The following is an 18,548-nucleotide window of genomic DNA, read 5'->3' as shown; positions in this document are numbered from 1 at the left end:
GTTCGTCAACGCTCACGAAGGGCACGGTACGTGGCGGAAATCGGGCGAGCGGTCGAGGGCCGCTCTGACCGAACGCTCGACGTCCGCCCGCAGGAACACGGCCAGCCACGACGAGGTTCCTTCACGCACGAAGGTCGCGACGCGGTACCTCTGCGCGTACGCCGGGTCGATCACGCAAGACTGCTTCGCCGCGTAGCCGCTGTCGGTGATGACGGCGATCGTCGGATGCCGCCGGGAGACGACGGACTCACCCGCTTCCTCGGTCTGGCCTCGGACGCCGACGATCTGCAGCTGCGTCCCGGCGTGGTACGACAGCACACCGGGCGCGGACGTGCTCACGACCGACCCGGGTGGCAGATAACCGTCGAGCCAGCGGCCGATCTCCTCCATCTGCGCGCCGTGGTCGTGCCAGGCACGCACGCGCGCGAGCATTTCCGGGCTGAACATCGAGACCAGCACCGCGAGCCCGGACAACGCCACCGCGGCGGCGGGCATCAGCCGCTGGACCGGCAGCCGCGGGCGCGGACTCGGTTTCGCGGCGGCGGTGAGCACGCCGTAGACCGACACCGCCGCCACCGACAGCAGCGGCGGGATCGGCGCCAGCAGTCGCCAGGCCGGTCCGGCGTCACCGCCGAAGAACACCACGAAAGCGGTCAGCGCGACGGCGGTGACGAGCATCAGCCAGGCCAGCGACCTGGCCTCGGCCTCGTGCGGAGTCCGTCCGGTGCGGCGCAGGAGCAGCGCCACCGCCGCGATCAGGCCGAGCAGCAGGAACCCCTGGTGGGCCACCGAGAAACCCGACAGGTAGTGCCAGCCGTGGTCCCACCGGCTTCGTTCGTCGAAGGGGATGAGGACCGAGGTCGGCAGGACGTGGTCGTAGTAGGTGACGCGCCACACCATCCACGGCACCACGAAGACCAGTCCGCCGAGCAGCCAGCCCACCGGCGACCACCAGGTGTACCGGCCGCGGAAGGCGGCGACGACCAGCCAGCCGCCGACCAGCACCGCGAGCAGGAACCCGGCCGGGCGCGTCATCATCGCGAAGGAGACGAGCACCCCCGCGACCACCGGGCGCCGGGCCGCGAGCGAGGCGAAGACACCGAACACGAGCAGGACGAACAACGGCGTCTCGGTGCCGGATCCGCCGTACGCGGCAAGGCCCCCGGCGCCCGCGACGAGCACCGCCGCGGCCACCCCGTAAGCGGGCCGAGGCTCGCCGACCGCCCGCGCGACCACCCGGTTCACCGTCACGCACGCGAGCAGGACGGCGCCGAGGGCGGAGAGGATGCCGAGCACGATCGCGGAGGTCTCGATGTCGGCCCCGAAAGCGGCCTTCGGGAACGCGATGAGGATCATCCAGAGGAAATTCGCGTAACCCTCGATCCGCTCGCCGGTGTTGAACACCGGGCCGTTGCCGTCGGCGATGTTCTGGGCGTAGCGGAAAGTGACGTACGCGTCTTCCGCGATGGTCGAGAACAGCAGCTGGTGCAGCAGTGAGAAACCGAGGATGAGCGTCAGCGCGGCGGCACGCCACCGGCGGTCGGCACCGATCCTGGGCCAGGCCACCAGGACGAAGACCGCGACCACGAACCAGGCGACGACGAGCGCGAGCACCACCTGATCCCCACCCTCCCGGGCCGAGCCACTCCCCTGATGAAAAAGACTACGGTCAAGTATCGATCACCGCGCCGATGTGTTTCCTTCGGCGCGGTGATCGACACGAACGGTCCAGCAAGTGTGCACGAAATAGCCAACGTTCCGCCGTTTCGCCCGGCAAGGTGGAACGCCCCTGGGTGCGAGCGGCGATGGTGCGGCTGACCGTGTGGCGGGCGACCGGCCCCACCGCAATCAGTCACCTACTTGCGGGCGTTACGGCGACCGACGCGAGGGGAAAGACCGCAAGTAGGTGACTAATTGCGGCGGTCGGCGAGGCGGGCGGAGAGGGCGGCGGCGCCGGCGGTGATCAGGTCGGCGACGGTGAACATGACCCGGGAAGCGATGGCGAAAGCCGTCGCCTGGACGACGGTGAGGCCCGACGCGGTGAGCACGGCGACCTGCGCGACCTCGCGGACGCCGACCCCGCTGGGCAGGATGAACGCGAACGTCCCGACGGTCATGGCGACGGCCATCGCGCCGACGCACAGCACGAAACCACCGAAGCCGGGTGCGCCGACGGAGTTCGCCAGCAGCCACAGGTGCACGCCCTGGAGCGCCCACGCCGCCGTCGACGAGCCGAAGACCTTCCCGACGACCGACCAGCTGAGCCGGTGGTCCAGCGGCGGGCGGCGCAGGATCCGCAGCACCAGCGACGTGCCCCAGGTGAGCACGCGCGGGTGCAGCATCGCCAGGCCGACCGGGATGAGCACGAACAGCCACAGCGCCCGCGGGCTGTTGCTGAACACCGCGGGAGCCGCGAGCAGCGAGACGACCAGGGCCGACACCACGCCGACGCCGAGCTGGATCAGCGAACCGGTGAAGATCCGCGCCCTGGCGAGCCCGGCCTTGCGGCCCAGTTCCATCTGCAGCAGGTACGCCCACACCGACCCCGGCACGTATTTGCCGAGGGAACCGACGAGGCAGATCTGCGCGCCGCGGGCGTAGCCGATCGGCTTGCCGAGGTCGTCGACCATGACCTGCCAGCCGTAGGTCGACACCAGGATCGCGGCAACGAGCGCGAGCAGGCTCAACGTGGAGGATTCCCAGGCGACTTCGGACAGCGTGCGCCAGAATTCGCCCCAATTGCCGACCAGGGTCTTCGCGGCGAATCCGACGACCAGGAGGATCGCGACCCAGCGGACGACGTCGAGGATCTTCGCCCTGGTGGATTTCGGCTGCTTTACCGCAACCGAAGACTCCCCTTCGGGCGTTTCGACGGTCGTCACTGAACCTCCTCCGCGGAAACCTCTGTCGCCGCTGGTCAGACCTGCACGGTCACCAAGCGGCTGAACTCGGCCAGCAGATCGTAGCCGTCCCAAATGGCGGAGAACGTCAGGGCCGATCCGAAAGGAACGACACGGTCGACGCCGCGGCCCGCCAATTCCGTCACGAATTCGGTCAATTCTTCCTTGCGGAAACCGAATTGGCCGACGGTTTGGTCTTTGCGGAGCACGATCGGGACCAGGTCGGAAAGCGTGCCGACCCGCGCGTTGGCGAAAGTGCCCGCGCCGAGCCATTCGCGCGGGAGGACGGCGGGGTCGGCCAGTTCGAGGGTCGCGATGCCGTTGCCTTGGAACTCGATGCCGTCGACGAGCCCGTCGACGGCCGCGCCGTAGGCGGACACCCGCTTCTGCACGGCCATGGCGGGCTCGGTGACATGCTGTTTCGTCGCCAGCACTTCGGCCAGCAGCTTCCGGAACTCCTGTCCGGCTTCGCGGGCGCCTGCTTCGTCACCGACCCAGAACACCGCGCGCGGCGACGAACAGGCGGCCTGGTCGAACCAGTACGAGTCGTTGTAGAAGCCTTCGGCCGCGCCGCGCCGCTCGGCCTCGGAGGCGTTCTGCCAGCCTCGCACCGACGCGACCGCGAACGACGACCGATCCGGGAAGGTCAGGTCGCGCGCGTGCGGCGCCAGCGGGTACTTGCGCAAGGCCGCGACCGAGGCGTCGCCGCCCCAGATGACCCGCAGGTCCGCGGCGACCGACAGCGCGCCGCTGATCGCGTCGCTGCGATCGTAGGTGACCATGCGCTGGGTCGCGGTGATCGCGGCGGCGGTGTCGGCGTCCACTTCGGACAGTGCGGCGTTCAGTGCCTCCAGCACCGTTTCGGCGGCGCCTGCCGACCGCGACGACACGCGGACGACGTTGTGGTTACCCGCCAGCGCGGAAAGCGCCCACGAGTACACGAAGATCGTGTCGACGTTGGCGGGCGGGACGTGGAAGACCAGCCCGCGCGGGAAGCGCAGCGCGTCGCCGGAGGTCTCCAAAGTGGAGAGCGCCTTCGCGATCTCTCCCTTGCGCAGAAAGAAACCGAGTGACGCCAGTTCCGGGAAGCGGCGCGCGGTCGCGGGCGCGAGGAGTTTGCGCGCGAACTTCGTCAGGAATTCCACGACGCGCGGGTCGCCCACGCGCAGCCGTCCGCCGACGGGCTCGGCCCGCAGCTCTTCGACGAGCTCGTCGACCTCGATCGCCTCCGCGAGCGGAAAACGCTGGTTCAAGCTCATGCCGCCGCTCCCTGGAAGGTGTCCGAGCAGCCGCGGGCCTCGGCCTTGGGCAGCCTGCCCATGACCGAGAAGTGCTTGCCCGGCCAGTCACCGTCGTCGATTCCGTTGCAGACACCGAGATCCTCGGTGAGCAGGACGTGCCCCGGATACGAATGCGGCAGCGTGCTGACGACCTCGATCACGCCGGGCTCACCGACCGGCTGCTCTTCCCAGGTCTCCGGATCCCGGATCACGACGTCGGCGAAATCGGGGCAGTACAACGAGTTACCGGACGGACCTTCGAGGAACACGGTGCCGATCTGCTCGATCATCCCGTAATAGTTGTGGATCCGGGTCAGCCCGGTGTCCTCCTTGAAGCGGCGGCGGAACTCGGCGTTGTCGACCGCGCGGTCGATCAGCTTCTTCCAGCCGCCGGAGTGGATCAGGATCCCGTTGGACAGGTCCAATCCGTGCTCACGCGCGACCTCGTACAGGTACTGCCACACCATGAAGGTGAAGCCGAAGATGAGGAACGGCTCGTCGCCATACGTCGCGAGGAACGTCTTGACCGCCTCGACGTCCGGCCGGTCGTTCTCGTCGAGCACGTAGGTGTGTTTGCGGCCGAAGTTGGCCATGCCCAGCACACCCGCACCACGCGCGGAGAAGGAGCGGCGGTTCTTGATGATGCCGACGGTGTCGACCATCAGCATCGGCAGCCGCTCGCCGCCGAGGACTTCCTGCAGAGTGGCACCGAGCTGCTTGGTCTGCGCGCCGGCCGCGGCCTTGTCCAGGTATATCCGCGAGGAGCCCGCGCCGGTGGTGCCCGACGAGGTCAGCGTCTTGAAGATCTCGGACTCGGGGATGGACCGGAGGTCGTGCGTCTTGAACATCCGCACCGGCAGCCACGGCAGCTCCGCGATGGAAGCGAACTCCGCGTCCCGAGCGATACCGAGCGACGAGAGGATGCGTTCGTAGCCTTCGGAGTTCTCGCGGTGGTGCGCGGTCAGCTCGGCCAGCTGCGGAAGCAGGTGCTTCTCGCGCTCGGCCTGGGACAACGTAAAGACGCTCATACCTGGGCCTCCAGCGACCGGTAGTCGATCTTGCCGCTGGCGAGCAGCGGCACGGTGTCGATGGGTCGGACGTCGAACCCGCTGGTGTGCAGGTGCAGCCGCTCGGACAGCGCCTTCGCGGCGTCCTTGCAGATCTCCTTGTCGGCCGCCTCGGCGAACAGGACGACCTTGTCCCCTGCCGGAACGGCGGCCACGACGTCGATCCCCACCGAGGCGGAACGCACGGCCTGCTCGAGATCATCCAGGCTGACCCGGTTGCCGAAGACCTTGCCGATCCGCTTGAGCCGTCCGGTGATGTAGAGGAACCCGTCCTCGTCGAGGTATCCGAGGTCGCCGGTGGCCAGTACACCGCCGTACTCGTCGCCCGCGGCCAGCCCGGCCTCGTCCTCGGCGTACCCCATCATCACGTTGGGCCCGCGGTAGACGACCTCGCCGACGATCTTCGGATGAGTGGTCTCGGAACCGTCCTCGCGCCGGATCGCGAACGAGCCGCCGGGCAGCGCGGGCCCGGCCGAGCCGAGCTTCTCCGCGAGCCGCTCCGCCGGGACGGTGGTCATCCGCGGCGCGGCCTCGGTCTGCCCGTACATCACGAACATCCGCCCGCCGACCGCGCGGATCTTGTCGTTGAACTGGGCGACGAGGTCGTCGCGGAGCTTGCCGCCCGCCTGGGTCAGCGTGCGCAGCGTCGGGTACTTCGCCGGGTCGAACTTCAGGCGCCGCAACATCTCGTAGTGGTACGGCACCCCGGCGAGCGAGGTGACCTCGTGCTCGTCGACCGCGTCCCAGAACCCGCGCCCGAGCACCCCCGAAGGCTCGATGACCACGGTCGCGCCGCGGACGAGGTGGGAGTTCAGCACGGACAGGCCGTAGCTGTAGTGCAGCGGGAGGCTCGTCGGCGCGACCTCGTCGCGGTCGATGCCGAGCACCTCGGCGATCGCGTCGGCGTTCGCCAGCATCGCGCCGCGTGAGAGCCGGACGAGCTTCGGGTTGCCGGTGGAGCCGCTGGTCGGCAACAGGACGGCCAGGTGAGGATGCGGCTCGACGCCCTCCGGCGACTCGCGAACCCAGTCGGACCCGAGCCCGTCGGAGACGCCGTAACCCTCGGGTGCGGGCGCGTCCGGCGCGGACAGCACGGCGGCCGGGCGGAACCGCTCGATGAGCCCGGCCAGGACGTCGGCGTCCAGCGCCGGGTCGATCAGCGCGATCGCGCGGCCGGCCTCGAACGCGCCGAGATAGGTCAGCACGCTGGGCAGGTCCACCGACATCCGCGCGAACAACGCGCCCGGCGGCAGCAGCGACAACGCGGCACCCACGCGGGTGACCTCGGTGTCGAGTTCCTCGCCCGCGAGCGTCTTGCCGCTCGTGACGTCGATCAGTCGCGCACCCACACCCACCAGGGTCATCAGAGAACGAGTCCTCCATCGATGCCCAGCACCTGGCCGGTGATGAACGAGGCGTCCTCACCGACCAGGAACCGGATCGCGTTCGCCACGTCTTCGGGCGTGCCCAGCCGCCCGAGCGGGGTCTTGCCGATGTTCTCGGCCTTGGCGTCCTCGGTCAGGCCGGAGGTCAGGTCGGTGTCGATGACGCCGGGCGCCACCGCGTTGACCCGGATCCCGGAACGGCCGAGCTCCTTCGCGGCCGAACGCGCGATGTTCGCCACCGCCGCCTTCGAGGCCGCGTACACCGTCTGACCGGCGCTTCCGTACTCGCCGACGATCGAAGCCAGCACCACGATCGAGCCGGTTTTCCTGCGCATCATCGCCCTGGCCGCGGCCTGGACGGTGTGCAGCGTGCCGGCGACGTTCGTGCTCAGTGTGGCGTCGACCAGTTCTTCGCGGATCATGCCGAGGAGCGCGTCCTCCATGATCCCGGCGTTGGCGACCACGATGTCGAGCTTGCCGTGCTCCTTGGCCACCCCGCGGACCAGCGTCGACACGGCCTTGGCGTCGGTGACGTCCAGCGCGAGCCCGCTCGCGGCCCCCGCCGCGGCCGCCGCTTCCTTGGCCTTGGCCTCGTCGCGGCCGGTCAGGACGACGGTGGCGCCCGCCTCGGCGAGCACCCGCGCGGTGGCCAGCCCGATGCCCCGGGTACCCCCGGTGACCAGGGCCGTCTTGCCGTCCAGCATCACTTGTTCCGGAGGTCGGTCACCATGTCGACGGCGACCTTGAAGCTGGACATGTCGATCACCTGGTCGGTGTCGAATTCCACCTCGAACTCGTCCTCGATGGCCGCGACCAGCGCCATGTGACCGACCGAGTCCCACGCCTCGATGTCGCGGTACTTCAGGTTTTCAACATCAACACTGTCGACATCTAGATCCAGCGCCTCGACGAAGACCTCGCGCAGCTTGCCGGCGACTTCCGCCATCTTGATACTCCTTTTTCTCCGGAACGCGCGACCTCTGCGAGCTCCCACTCACGTACTCACTCGCGCGGACGGGCGTCCCACGCCTTCACCAAGGTAGAGAGGTCGCCGGGCAGGCGGTCGGCCAGCCCGTCCTCAGGGAGACCCGCCTTACCCTTCAGCCACGGCCCCAGTGCCTCGATGGTGGCCTCGTCCAGCCCGCGGCGGGACAGGCCCACGGTGTTGACGCCGGTCACCCGCGCGGGGTTGCCCACGGCGATGGTGAACGCGCCCACCTCCTTGCGGACCGCGGAGCTCATCCCGACCATCGCGCCGGGGCCGACCACGACCCGCTGGTGCAGGATCGCGCCCATGCCCAGGTTCGCCCCGGACCAGATGTGGCAGTGACCACCGGTGATGACGTTCGAAGCGACCGTGACGGCGTCCTCGACGACGCAGTCGTGGGCGATGTGGGAGCCGCGGAGGAAGTAGCCGCCGTCGCCGATGCCGGTGGTGCGCCAGGTGCCCTGGTGGACGCTCACGTATTCGCGGATCCGGTTGCGGCTGCCGATGACGACGCCGTGGCCGTCGTGCTCGGGATCACCGTTCGGCGCGGCCTCCCAGGCGGCGGGGTGCTCGCGGCCGCGGTCCTCGCCAGGGGTCCCGATGGTCACGTGCGGGCCGATCCAGTTGCCGTCCCCGATCCGCGTGGGGCCCACGATGACCGTGAACGGTCCGATGACGTTGTCTTCACCGAGCTCGACACCCTCGCCGATGACTGCTGTCGGGTGGATGCGGTTCACCACGTGAGTTCCGTTCGTCGTGGCTGGAGACAGCCTGGGGTCTTGGGCGCTTCGGCGGTCCCGGTAACGTGTGGCCCGCGCCAGAGAGGGCGGCCGGGCGCAGAACCGGCGGCTCACTGTACCGGACGCACCAGAACGCCCAGTCGAGAGAGACTTGCAGATGATCCCCATTACCGTGGTCGACGTCCGTGACGCGGAGGACCTCGTCGTCGAGGTGCTGCGATCCGGCGCCATCGCACAGGGACCGATGGTCAAGCGCTTCGAGGACGCGTTCGCGAGCGTTTCCGGCACGAAGCACGCGATCGCCGTCAACAACGGCACCACCGCGCTGGTCGCCGCCCTTCAGGCGCTCGACCTCCAGCCGGGCGACGAGGTCGTCACCTCGCCGTTCACCTTCGTGGCGACGCTCAACGCGATCCTGGAAGCCGGCGCGACCGTCCGCTTCGCCGACATCCGGCGTGACGACTTCGCGATCGACCCGGACGCCGTCGCCGCCGCGATCACCGACCGCACCAAGGTCCTGATGCCCGTGCACCTCTACGGGCAGACGGCGGACATGGGCAAGCTCGCGCCACTGGCCGCCGAGCGCGGTCTCAAGGTGATCGAGGACTCCGCGCAGGCCGTCGGCGCGTCGTTCCGGGGAAGGCCGTCGGGCTCCTTCGGGATCGGCTGCTTCTCCTTGTACGCCACCAAGAACGTCACCACCGCCGAGGGCGGCGTGATCACCACGGACGACGACGAGCTGGCCGACGCGCTGCGTGTGCTGCGCAACCAGGGCATGCGCGCCCGGTACCAGTACGAGGTCGCCGGGCACAACTACCGGATGACGGACCTGCACGCCGCCGTCGGCATCCCGCAGCTGGAGAAGCTGGATCAGCTCACCGCCGCCCGCCAGGCCAACGCGAAGCGCCTCACCGAAGGCCTCGCCGGTACGCCGGGTCTCGATCTCCCGCAGGTCCTGCCGGGCCGCGAGCACGTGTGGCACCAGTACACCGTGCTGGTCGGCCCGCACGCCTTCCTCTCGCGTGACGAACTCGCCGCCGCCCTCACCGAGCGCGGTATCGGCAACGGGATCTATTACCCGAAGATCGTCTTCGACTACGACTGCTACCGGAACGACCCGCTGATCCCCGACGCGAAGGTCGAAGACTTCCCAGTGGCCGCTTCCGTTGCCGCGCAGGCGCTTTCCCTGCCGGTGCACCCGCACCTCTCCGAGTCCGACCTGGACACCATCATCGAAACGGTTCGCGAGGTACTCGGCGCATGACCACGCACAAGATCGCCCTCATCGGCACCGGGAACATGGGTTCGCTGCACGCCCGTGTCCTCGCCGCGAACGAGCGCGTGGACCTCGTCCGCGTGATCGACCCGCGCGAAGAGGCCGGTCGCAAGGTCGCCGAACGCTACGAAACCCAGTGGACGCCCGAAATCGGTTCACTGTCCGATGTGGACGCCGTCGTGCTCGCTTCGGCCACCGAGGCGCATTACGAGCTGGCACAGGAGATCCTGGGCCAGGGCAAGCCGATGCTGGTCGAGAAGCCGGTGTGCAACAGCCTCGAATTCTCCCAGGAGATCGTCGGGCTTTCGGCGAAGAAGGACGTCCCGCTGATGTGCGGGCTCCTGGAGCGCTACAACCCGGCCGTGCTGACCGCGCGGGCGCTGGTCAACGAGCCGATCCACCTGATGGCCCGCCGCCACGGCCCGTACGCGCCGCGCATCAGGACCGGTGTCGCGTGGGACCTGCTGGTGCACGACGTCGACCTGGCGATCCAGTTCTTCGGCGGCGCGACCCCGCAGCGGGTCGCCTCCGGCGCCGGCTACTTCCACCCGAACTCGGTCGAAGGCGCCGAAGACACCATCGAGACGGTGCTGTCCTTCGAATCCGGGCTCGCCACGGTTTCCGCGTCTCGCCTCGGCCAGCGCAAGGTCCGCTCGCTCTGGGTGTCCGAACTGGACCGGATGATCGAGATCGACCTGCTCCGCCGCGACGTCACCATCTACCGGCACGTCTCGCACGACTCGGTGACCGAGGACGGCCTCGGCTACCGGCAGCAGACCGTCATCGAGATCCCGGAACTGGTCACCGCGCGCGAGCCGCTGGCGACCCAGCTGGACCGGTTCGTCGACCTGCTCGAAGGCAAGATCGACGCCGGTACCGAGCGGGACCTGATCCTGCCTTCGCACGCCGTCGTCGACCAGGTGCTGACGCAGGCCGCGGCCTGACCTTTCCTCGCAATTCGGCACCTGGTTGCGTTCCTTGCCCGGGCAAGGAACGCAACCAGGTGCCGAATTGCGTTATTCGGTGAGACGCAGGCCCCTCGCGTCGTAGGCGACGAGAGGGGTCAGCACGCCCGCCGACTCCACCTGGGTGCCGTCGAACCAGAAGATGACGATCGACGGATCCTCACTCCAGGGGATCGCCTTGGCCTCGACCGGTTTCCCGCGGACCGTGCTGGTGATCCGCGCCGCCGGACCGGCGAAGTAGCCGAAGACGGGCACGAACGTCCCCCGGATCACGTCTCCGCCGTCCACCGCGTGGAAGCCGAACGAGCGATCGGAACCCTTGAACTCGTTGCTGGCCAGGAGCACGTCGTACTCGCCCGCCTGGTTCCGGTACGCGACCTGGAGGCCGAACCTGACGTCCGGCGTCTGCGGCTCGTCGATCGCGAAGGCGCAGAGCACCAGCTCACGGCCACCTCCTGCCTCGACCCCGAGCGGGATCGCCTCACCGAAAGGCCGATCCGACGCGGCCCCGGTGAGGGGGGCCGGGCTCACCGAAGCCGGTGCCGGTGCCGGTATCGACGCCGATGGCGGTGGCGCGGGCGCGCTCGCGGCGGGTGGAAGCGGCTGCTGGTCGGACGAGGAGCCCTTGAGCGCGACCGCGCCGACGAGGACCAGCACCGTCGCCAAGGTGGCGGCGACCCCGCCCGCGCCGGTCGCGAGCCGTCGGCGACGACGGATCCGCCTGCCCTTGGCCATGATCGCGCCGAGGTCGGGCTCGGCGAACCCGTCGGCGGGCTGTTCCCGCAGAGCCGAGCGCAGTGTCTCGAGGTCGGTCATCGTCCCAGCCCGCCGATCAGTTCCGAGCCGTCCTCCGCGGTGATCCGCAGCTTGGTCAGGGCGCGGGAATTGGTGCTCTTCACGGTGCCGACCGAGACACCCAGTTCGCCGGCCACGTCGGATTCCTTCAAGTCGAAGAAGTGCCTGAGCACCACGACGGCTCTCTCCCGGTCTGTGAGCGTACGCAACGCGTCAAGCAGCCATTTCCGCTGGACGACGGCACCGGCGACGTCCAGACCGCTCGGCTGCTCGGGGAGGTCCTCCGTGGCGTTCTCGCGGATCGGGCGCCGCCAGCCGTCGATGACGTGATTGACGAGGACCTGCCGCGCGTACGCGTAGGCGTCCTTGCGGCGCACCCGCGACCAGGCCGCGTACGTCTTGGCGAGCGCCGTCTGGGCGGCGTCCTCCGCCTGATGGCGGTCGCTGGTGAGCAGGAAGGCCGCATGCTGAAGACGGGTCGCCGAGTTCCGCACGAACTCGACGAACTCGTCATCGCCGCGAGCCACCCTGGTCCTCATCTCCGTTCGACGGTTGGCCACCGGAAAGGTTGCCTCGACCGCTGCCGTTCCGTGACGGCTCAGCCCTTCCGGCGAACGAACCGGAGCGCGACGACGATCCCCGCCACGACCACGGCCACCGCGAGGACGATCCACACCCAGGCCGGCACCAGGTCTTCGGGAGTGGTCTCGCCGGCCTGCGGTGCCGGGGCCGCGCTGCTGCTCCCCTGAGCCGGGGCTTGGCTGCTCGACGAGGCCTGAGCGGGGGCACTCTGGTTTGCCACTGGCGCGCTGAGGGTGAACTTCACCGAACCGCTCGCGGCGTGCGTGTCTTCGAAGGTCACCTTGTAGCGGAGCGTGTATTCGCCCGCGGGGCCGACGGCCTGGACCGGCGCCGTGACGACCGATCCGGCGACCTCCGCGCGGCCGACCGTCCACGACGCGTTCTCGGGGCCGGTGATCTCGATCGGGTTCTGGTCGGCGAGGGTGACCGGACCCGAGAAGGTCAGCTTGACCTGCGTCGGCGGCGTCGCCAGCGAAGCACCCCTCGCGGGGTCACTGCTCTTAAGCTCCGCATGGGCCAGCGCCGGGGAGGCGGTGCCCAGCAGGGCCAACCCGGCGACCAGCAGGGACACGCCGAACCGCTTGAACCTCATCTGACACCCTTCTCACCGGGGAACTCCCCGTCGAGCCTAGTAGCCGGACTCGAGGATGCGGTGGTTCCCCGGATCGCGTGGTCGCCGGACCCGTGCGGCGTGCAGCACAGGCCACGATTCATCAGCGGTACATCGCCGTCCGCGGGCTCACGACAGGACCGCCGTCGCTGCCCCCTCGACAACGACGGCGGTGCGCGCCCGCGGCGGTCATCGCCCGCCGAGGGTCGCTTTCTGACTCGCGATGTCGTACGCCTCAGCGGGAGTCGGCGACGGAACCGAGAAGTCGAAGTTCAGCCCGCCACCGACGAAGGGCGAGGCGGCGATCTTGGGCCTGATGTGGAACCTGCCGTCCGCGTCCTTCTCCATGCCCAGCTCGACCTCGGCTCCGGGCCCGATCCACCCCTCCGGTTGGACCTTGACCGCGAACAGCCCCAGATCCGCCTCGAATTCGGGAGCCTGCACCTTCTGTGCCGCGTTGATCCCGGCACCCACCTTCAGCCCGTCCTCCCTGGTGATCCCGGCCTCCACGTTGGCGTTGAGACCCAAGGGCGCCTCGGGGGCCCCGGACACCTGGAGCGGGCCGACTCGGCCATCGAGTTCCGGACCGCTCGGACGGATGCCGAGGAACCCTTCCGCACCGAACATGAGGCCGTCCTTGAGGGACAGTCCACCCTCGACCTTGCCGTCCGCCCCGAACTTGAGTGAACCGAGATCACCCCCGTTCGGGCCGACGAACTTGTAGCGCTCCAGGTAGGCGCCCCCTTCGTACCCACCGAAACCGCCCTTCCCGTCTGGTTCGATGGACTTGCCCTCCAGACCCGGCCCTTCCTCGATCGCCCCGGGTGACCTTTTGATCAGCTCCCACGTCGCGATGTCACAGCTCCTGGTCTGGCAGAAAGGATTCACGCGGAACGGCGGGGTTTCCTCATCGTCGAACAGACCGCCACCCGCCGGCACCGACGTCGCGCTCACCGGCGTCACTTTGGTTTGGATCTTTTCCGGAGTGCTCACCGACTTGGTATTTCGCTTGCCCTCCCGCGACGGCCGGGACTTGTCGTTCCCGTTGTCGTCGGACTTCTTGTCTTTTTTCTTTTCGGGTTTCTTGTCGTCGCCTTCGTCGCCGCGGTCTTCGTGCTTGTCGTGCTTGCCGTCGGTGTTGTCGGTGTTGTCCCTGCCGCGATCCTTGCCTTTGTCCTTGTCGCGGTCCTTGCCTTTGTCCTCGTCCTTGTCGTCCTTACCGCGGTCCTCGTCCTTACCGCGGTCCTCGTCCTTGCCGCGGTCCTTGCCCTTGTCCTCGTCCCTGTCGTCCTTACCCCGGTTCTTATCCCTGCCGCGATCCTTGTCCTTACCCTCGTCCTTGTCGTCCTTACCGCGGTCCTCGTCCTTGCCGCGATCCTTGCCCTTGTCCTCGCCTCTGTCGTCCTTACCGTGGTCCTTGCGGTCACCTTTGCCGCGGTCGTCGTCCTTGTCCGCCTCACGACGTTCCTCGGGCCGATCGGACCGCGACTTTTCCGGCTTCTTCCTTGCCGGTTCGGACTTCTTCGACTTGGTTCCCTCCGGCTTTTTCTCCGGCTTTTTCTCCGGCTTTTTCTCCGGCTTTTTCTCCGGCTTTTTCTCCGGCTTTTTCTCCGTCTTTTTCTCCGTCTTTTTCTCTGTCTTATTTTCCGGCTTCTTTTCCGGATTCGAAGGAGTGCTGAAATCAGGAATACGCTGGCTTTTCAGCGGCGCGAGGCCGAGTGTCTTGTCGTGCCCCTTGCCCGAGCCACCACCGCAGCCCTTCGAACTGGCCCGGCAGTCGGTACCGCCGTCACCAGGTTGTTTCGCGTGCGCGGTCGCCGCTCCCGCCAGGCCGAAGAAAAGCGCGAACGCGGCCCCGGTCGTCACTTGACCGAGGACGCGCGGGACAGTGCTGAATCCGCTCGTCATCTGACCACCTCGTCCATGTGGCCGGGGTTCCGGCCATGACCCATACGGACGAGACACTGCCGGAAGGCGGTTCATCGCCGGTTCATCGGCGATACGACGCGAGCGGTCAGGGACGCTGGGCGTGGCGAGTGGTCAGCGCGTCGAGGTCAAGCGTGAGCGGGATGCCGTCGAAGTCGAGGCTCACCTTGCCGGTGTGCTCGCCGAAGTTCTCGTACTCACCGTCGATCAGGCGGTAGGTGGTCATGCTCGCCGGGTCTTCGAGGTCGACGATCCAGTAGTGCTCGATGCCGACTTCGGCGTATTCGGAGAACTTGGTGACCCGGTCGGTGCGGACGGTGCCCTCGGACAGCACCTCTATGACCAATCGTGCCGCGTCCCCAGGAACACGAGCCGGACTGCTTTCCAAGATATTTGTTCTCGCGACCACCACATCGGGCACCCGGACGGTGAGCGGGACGGCACCGATGATCATCTCGGCCTCACTCCAGGCACTGAAGCCGGCGGGCAGCTGGTCATGGAGCAAGAAGCCCAGACGCGTGACGGCCCACTGATGGACCAGCAACGGACGCGGCGACACGACGAGGACCCCTTCGACGACTTCGACCCGGTGTTCCGGGTCTTCCGGCAACGCGGCCCAGTCGTCGAGCGTCAAAAGGCGGTGAGGCCACTGCACGACACTCATCGAACTCCTCCTTCGCCGGTGCTCACCAGACCATCTTCCCACGGTTTCCCGGACAACGTATCACCACGGAAAGTAGTATTCCATTACGGTGAGCAGTTGCGGGGGAGCACGTCGCGCCTTTGGTTGCCCCATCGTGATTCCGGCGTTTTCCCAGTTCGGCTACCTTCTGGGCAGTAAAAGAACCGGGGGGCTCATGATCGCAGGCACGCTCCTGTTGGTCACCGCCTGTAGCAGCGAGCCCGCGCCGCCCGTCCGGCCGATATCACGGCGGCTTGCCCGTCCCCGGCCGAGAGTGTGGGTCGTCAGAGCCGACCGGCTCATGGTTGTTCAAGGGGAAGGCAAAGGTGCCGTCGGATGAGGGGTGTGTGGATTCGGGTCAGCCGATGTTCCGAAATCCGCCCGGTGAGAGACGCGGTCGGATATCGGGACCGGTCACCGGCGCCGCGCTCGCACACGACACCTTTGCCTTACCCCTCGAATATCTGCGCGCCGGTGCGCGAATGGCGGTCTCGCGTGACTGGATGGACGGCACAGGTGATCCGATGGACGACACGCGTGATGGGGCGGACGACTCGCGGCGGGTCGCCAAGGGCGGACCGAGCTACTCCGTGAAGTCGCCCGCCGGAGCACCCCAGGAACCAGGGGTGTCGCCGCGTTCCTCGGCCAGCGCGCGCCGTCGCGCGTTTTCGCCGCGCACCCGCTCCACTTCGGACTGGATGTACTCGTCGTCGTAGCGCTGGAAGACGCGCGCGGGGTTGCCCGCCACCAGGGTGCGCGGCGGGACGTCCTTGGCGACCACGGAGTTCGGCTGCACGGTGGCGAAATCGCCGATCGTGACGCCGGCCATGATCACCACGAGACCGCCGATGAAGCAGCCTTTGCCGATTTTCACGGGTTTGCGTTCGATGAGGTCGCTGCCGGAGTGGTTCTGCAACGTCATGTTCGCGAGCCAGCTGGAATGCGTGAAGATCAGCGTGTTCAGGCCGATGCTGGTGTGTTCGCCGATCTCCAGCCCGCCGCTCGCGTCGAGCGCGGCGCCTTCGCCGATCCAGCAGTGTTCGCCGATCTTCAGGTTTTCCGGGCTGATGATCTTGACCCGTTCGCGGACCCTGGTCGTCTCCGGCAGTCCGTAGAAGCGAGCGCGCTCGGCGTCGTTCATGTACTGCGAGACGAGTTCGGTCAGGATCTGCGGGCGCAGCCGGTTGCTGCGCTCGTCATCGAAGAACATCGGCCTCGGTCACCAGTTTCTCGAAGGTACGCAGGTGTTCTTCGGCGACGACGTCGAGGCCGAAGTTGGCTCGCACCATCGCGCTTTCCCGCTGTGCCACCAGAGCCCGCTTCTCGGGGTCGTCGAGCAGTGCGATGACGGTTTCCGCCACCGCCTCGCTGTCGTCCGGCCGCACCAGCAGGATGTTCTCGCCGTTGCGCAGTTCGATGCCGGGGTAGTTGTCCTCGGTGACCGACGCGATGGTCGCGGTGCCCGAGAGCATCGCCTCCAGCGACGCGGTGCCGCAGCCGCCGTTGAGGTCGTGCGTGACGATGTCGGCGGCGGCGAAGTACGCGGGGACGTCCGCCTTCGGCACGACGCCGGTGACGACGATGGCCTCCGCGACGCCGAGTTCTTCCGCCCGCTTCAGGAAGACGTCGTGGTAGACGCGCCCGACCACGACCACCTTCACGTCGGGGTGCTTGTCCAAAATGGACGGCAGGGCTTCGACGAGCGGGAGCCGGTTGCGCAGCGGGATCACGTGCCCGAGCGAGACGATCACCGGGCCGTCGCCGAGCCCGTGTTCCGCCCGGACATCGAGGGTCAACGGCTTCTCGAAGTTCCCGGTGTCGACGGCGATCGGGAAGTAGTCCGAGTTCGCGTCACTGGTGCCGTAGCGCTCGACGCAGTAGTCGACCCCGAGCTTGTCGAGGATGACGTACCGCGGCTTGAGGTAGCGCAGGATCGGGTTCACCAGCACGGTGTCCAGTAACCGGAACACACCGCCGTACAGCTTGTTGTCGCTGATCAGCAAGGTGTGGATGGTCAGCAGCATCGGCAGCCTGTGCCGCCGCGCGTACAGCCCGGCCAGCCACGACAGGTCGAAGAACTGCCCGTGCAGGTGGACCGCGTCCGGCTCGAACTCGTCCAGCAGCTTCCACAGCCGCCGCCAGTTCCCCGGCCGCAGCGAGGCGAAGCTCATGTCGAAGTCGATCGACAGGCCCAGCTGCGGCATCTTCACCGCGGACAGGCGGACGACGCGGTAGCCGTCCTTCGTCTCGTCGGCCGGGGCGTCGGCGTAGGCCGCGGTGATCGCGAGCACCTCGTGTCCGCGCGCCGCGTACTGCTCGGCCAGGGACGCCGCCATGTGCGCGCTTCCGCCCACCCTCGGCGGGAAGAAGTTGTTGACGACAGCGATGCGCATGGGGCGGCTCTCCCCTGGCCCGGCGGTCATCCCTCCGAGGCCTTCACCAGTTCGTACATGCCCTCTTCCACGGAGATCTTCGGCTCCCAGCCGAGGATGTCGCGGGCACGCGTGATGTCGGCGGCACGCCGCGAAACCAGCACGTCCCGCTCGTTGAACAGCGGCTCGACGTCGACACCCACGGCCTCGATGAGGATCTTCGCCAGCGTCGCGATGGAGGTGTCGATCCCGGTGCCGATGTTGATCGGCACATTGGCCTGCTCGGACTCGAGCGCCGCGACGACGGCGCGGGCCAGGTCCGTGACGTGCACGAAGTCCATCGACTGGTCACCGCGGCCGTCGATGATCGGCGGCTGGCCGGCGCGCAGGCGCTGGATGAAGTGGTTGATCACCGACGTGTAGTACGCCTCGATCTTCTGGCCGGGGCCGTACACGTTGAAGAACCGCAGCGCGTTCCAGGACAGGCCCTTGGTGCGCTCGTAGAAGCCGAGCATGTCCTCACCCGCGCGCTTCGAGATGCAGTACGGCGTGAGCGGCTTGAGCTCGTCGTCCTCGTGCATCGGCAGCCGCTTCGGGTCGCCGTAGACGGACGCGGTCGACGCGAACACGAGCCGCTCGACACCCTCGTCCGCCGCGGCGGCGAAGACGTTGTGGTTGCCGACCATGTTGATGTCGATGGACTCGTGCGGGTCCGCGACCGACTTGTTGATCGACACCGTGGCGAAGTGGATCACGTGCGTGCAGCCGCGCATGGCCTCGCGCACCGCGCCGCCGTAGCGCACGTCCTTTTCGACCAGTTCGACCTTGCCGGTGGCGACGAACTCGTTGATCCGGGCGCGATCGCCGCGCGTCATGTTGTCGAAGACGCGGACGGTGTAGCCGCCTTCGATCAGCATCGGGATGACGTGCGCGGCGATGAAACCGCCGCCCCCGGTGAAGAGGACCTTCTTGTCGGGCAT

Annotated in this window: 18 protein-coding genes; 2 read left to right on the top strand and 16 right to left on the bottom strand. The window is 68.0% G+C overall.

Annotated elements, in window-relative coordinates; genetic code table 11:
* Positions 1-12: 12 nt before the first annotated feature.
* From P3102_RS01060 to P3102_RS01025, 8 genes are all read right to left on the bottom strand, one after another.
* On the bottom strand, positions 13-1,617 hold the full coding sequence (locus P3102_RS01060; protein WP_276365775.1) for a hypothetical protein: 1,605 nt from the start codon (positions 1,615-1,617) through the stop codon (positions 13-15).
* A gap of 293 nt (positions 1,618-1,910) precedes the next feature.
* Positions 1,911-2,882, bottom strand: a complete 972-nt coding sequence (locus tag P3102_RS01055; RefSeq protein WP_276365773.1) for a lysylphosphatidylglycerol synthase transmembrane domain-containing protein — start codon at positions 2,880-2,882, stop codon at positions 1,911-1,913.
* A 35-nt stretch (positions 2,883-2,917) separates the two neighbouring features.
* Positions 2,918-4,159, bottom strand: coding sequence for an acyl-CoA reductase (locus P3102_RS01050; RefSeq protein ID WP_276365771.1), 1,242 nt, complete (start codon positions 4,157-4,159; stop codon positions 2,918-2,920).
* Positions 4,156-5,208 carry an acyl-protein synthetase gene (locus P3102_RS01045; protein ID WP_276365770.1) on the bottom strand — a complete coding sequence of 351 codons (1,053 nt, stop codon included), beginning with the start codon at positions 5,206-5,208 and terminating at the stop codon, positions 4,156-4,158. Before P3102_RS01045 ends, P3102_RS01050 begins: the two co-directional genes overlap by 4 nt.
* Entirely contained in the window at positions 5,205-6,611 is a 1,407-nt protein-coding gene (locus P3102_RS01040; protein ID WP_276365768.1) for an AMP-binding protein, read from the bottom strand. The genes P3102_RS01045 and P3102_RS01040 overlap by 4 nt, the downstream gene beginning before the upstream one ends.
* On the bottom strand, positions 6,611-7,336 hold the full coding sequence (locus P3102_RS01035; RefSeq protein ID WP_276365766.1) for a glucose 1-dehydrogenase: 726 nt from the start codon (positions 7,334-7,336) through the stop codon (positions 6,611-6,613). Before P3102_RS01035 ends, P3102_RS01040 begins: the two co-directional genes overlap by 1 nt.
* On the bottom strand, positions 7,336-7,578 hold the full coding sequence (locus tag P3102_RS01030) for an acyl carrier protein (RefSeq protein ID WP_276365765.1): 243 nt from the start codon (positions 7,576-7,578) through the stop codon (positions 7,336-7,338). Before P3102_RS01030 ends, P3102_RS01035 begins: the two co-directional genes overlap by 1 nt.
* A 56-nt stretch (positions 7,579-7,634) precedes the next feature.
* A complete protein-coding gene (locus tag P3102_RS01025; RefSeq protein ID WP_276365763.1) occupies positions 7,635-8,360 on the bottom strand; it encodes a UDP-N-acetylglucosamine acyltransferase in 726 nt (241 codons plus the stop codon).
* A gap of 157 nt (positions 8,361-8,517) precedes the next feature.
* Here P3102_RS01025 and P3102_RS01020 point away from each other — a divergent pair, with 157 nt between their 5' ends.
* Positions 8,518-9,624, top strand: coding sequence for a DegT/DnrJ/EryC1/StrS family aminotransferase (locus tag P3102_RS01020; RefSeq protein WP_276365762.1), 1,107 nt, complete (start codon positions 8,518-8,520; stop codon positions 9,622-9,624).
* Positions 9,621-10,580, top strand: a complete 960-nt coding sequence (locus P3102_RS01015) for a Gfo/Idh/MocA family oxidoreductase (RefSeq protein WP_276365760.1) — start codon at positions 9,621-9,623, stop codon at positions 10,578-10,580. Before P3102_RS01020 ends, P3102_RS01015 begins: the two co-directional genes overlap by 4 nt.
* Positions 10,581-10,652: 72 nt before the next feature.
* On the opposite strand, the gene P3102_RS01010 is transcribed toward P3102_RS01015, so the two are convergent.
* From P3102_RS01010 to P3102_RS00975, 8 genes are all read right to left on the bottom strand, one after another.
* Positions 10,653-11,417, bottom strand: a complete 765-nt coding sequence (locus P3102_RS01010) for a hypothetical protein (RefSeq protein ID WP_276365759.1) — start codon at positions 11,415-11,417, stop codon at positions 10,653-10,655.
* Positions 11,414-11,923: a SigE family RNA polymerase sigma factor gene (locus P3102_RS01005; protein WP_276365757.1), complete on the bottom strand. Its 510-nt coding sequence runs from the start codon at positions 11,921-11,923 to the stop codon at positions 11,414-11,416. The genes P3102_RS01010 and P3102_RS01005 overlap by 4 nt, the downstream gene beginning before the upstream one ends.
* A gap of 71 nt (positions 11,924-11,994) precedes the next feature.
* Complete coding sequence (locus P3102_RS01000; protein ID WP_276365756.1) at positions 11,995-12,570, bottom strand: copper resistance CopC family protein; 576 nt, start codon at positions 12,568-12,570, stop codon at positions 11,995-11,997.
* Positions 12,571-12,777: 207 nt separating this feature from the next.
* Positions 12,778-14,496, bottom strand: coding sequence for a hypothetical protein (locus tag P3102_RS00995; RefSeq protein ID WP_276365754.1), 1,719 nt, complete (start codon positions 14,494-14,496; stop codon positions 12,778-12,780).
* 106 nt (positions 14,497-14,602) lie between these two features.
* A complete protein-coding gene (locus tag P3102_RS00990) occupies positions 14,603-15,178 on the bottom strand; it encodes a Uma2 family endonuclease (RefSeq protein WP_276365753.1) in 576 nt (191 codons plus the stop codon).
* Between the two features lie 601 nt (positions 15,179-15,779).
* Positions 15,780-16,406, bottom strand: a complete 627-nt coding sequence (locus tag P3102_RS00985; protein WP_276365751.1) for an acyltransferase — start codon at positions 16,404-16,406, stop codon at positions 15,780-15,782.
* Complete coding sequence (locus P3102_RS00980; RefSeq protein ID WP_276365749.1) at positions 16,393-17,589, bottom strand: glycosyltransferase family 4 protein; 1,197 nt, start codon at positions 17,587-17,589, stop codon at positions 16,393-16,395. Before P3102_RS00980 ends, P3102_RS00985 begins: the two co-directional genes overlap by 14 nt.
* 26 nt (positions 17,590-17,615) lie before the next feature.
* The gene (locus tag P3102_RS00975) at positions 17,616-18,548 is read right to left on the bottom strand and encodes an NAD-dependent epimerase/dehydratase family protein (protein ID WP_276365748.1); all 933 of its coding nucleotides are present in this window, start codon (positions 18,546-18,548) and stop codon (positions 17,616-17,618) included.

It is taken from the genome of Amycolatopsis sp. QT-25 (assembly GCF_029369745.1).
Classification (GTDB): domain Bacteria; phylum Actinomycetota; class Actinomycetes; order Mycobacteriales; family Pseudonocardiaceae; genus Amycolatopsis.
The sequence above is the reverse complement of the archived record's forward strand: the minus strand, read 5'-3'. Positions and strand labels throughout refer to the sequence as shown.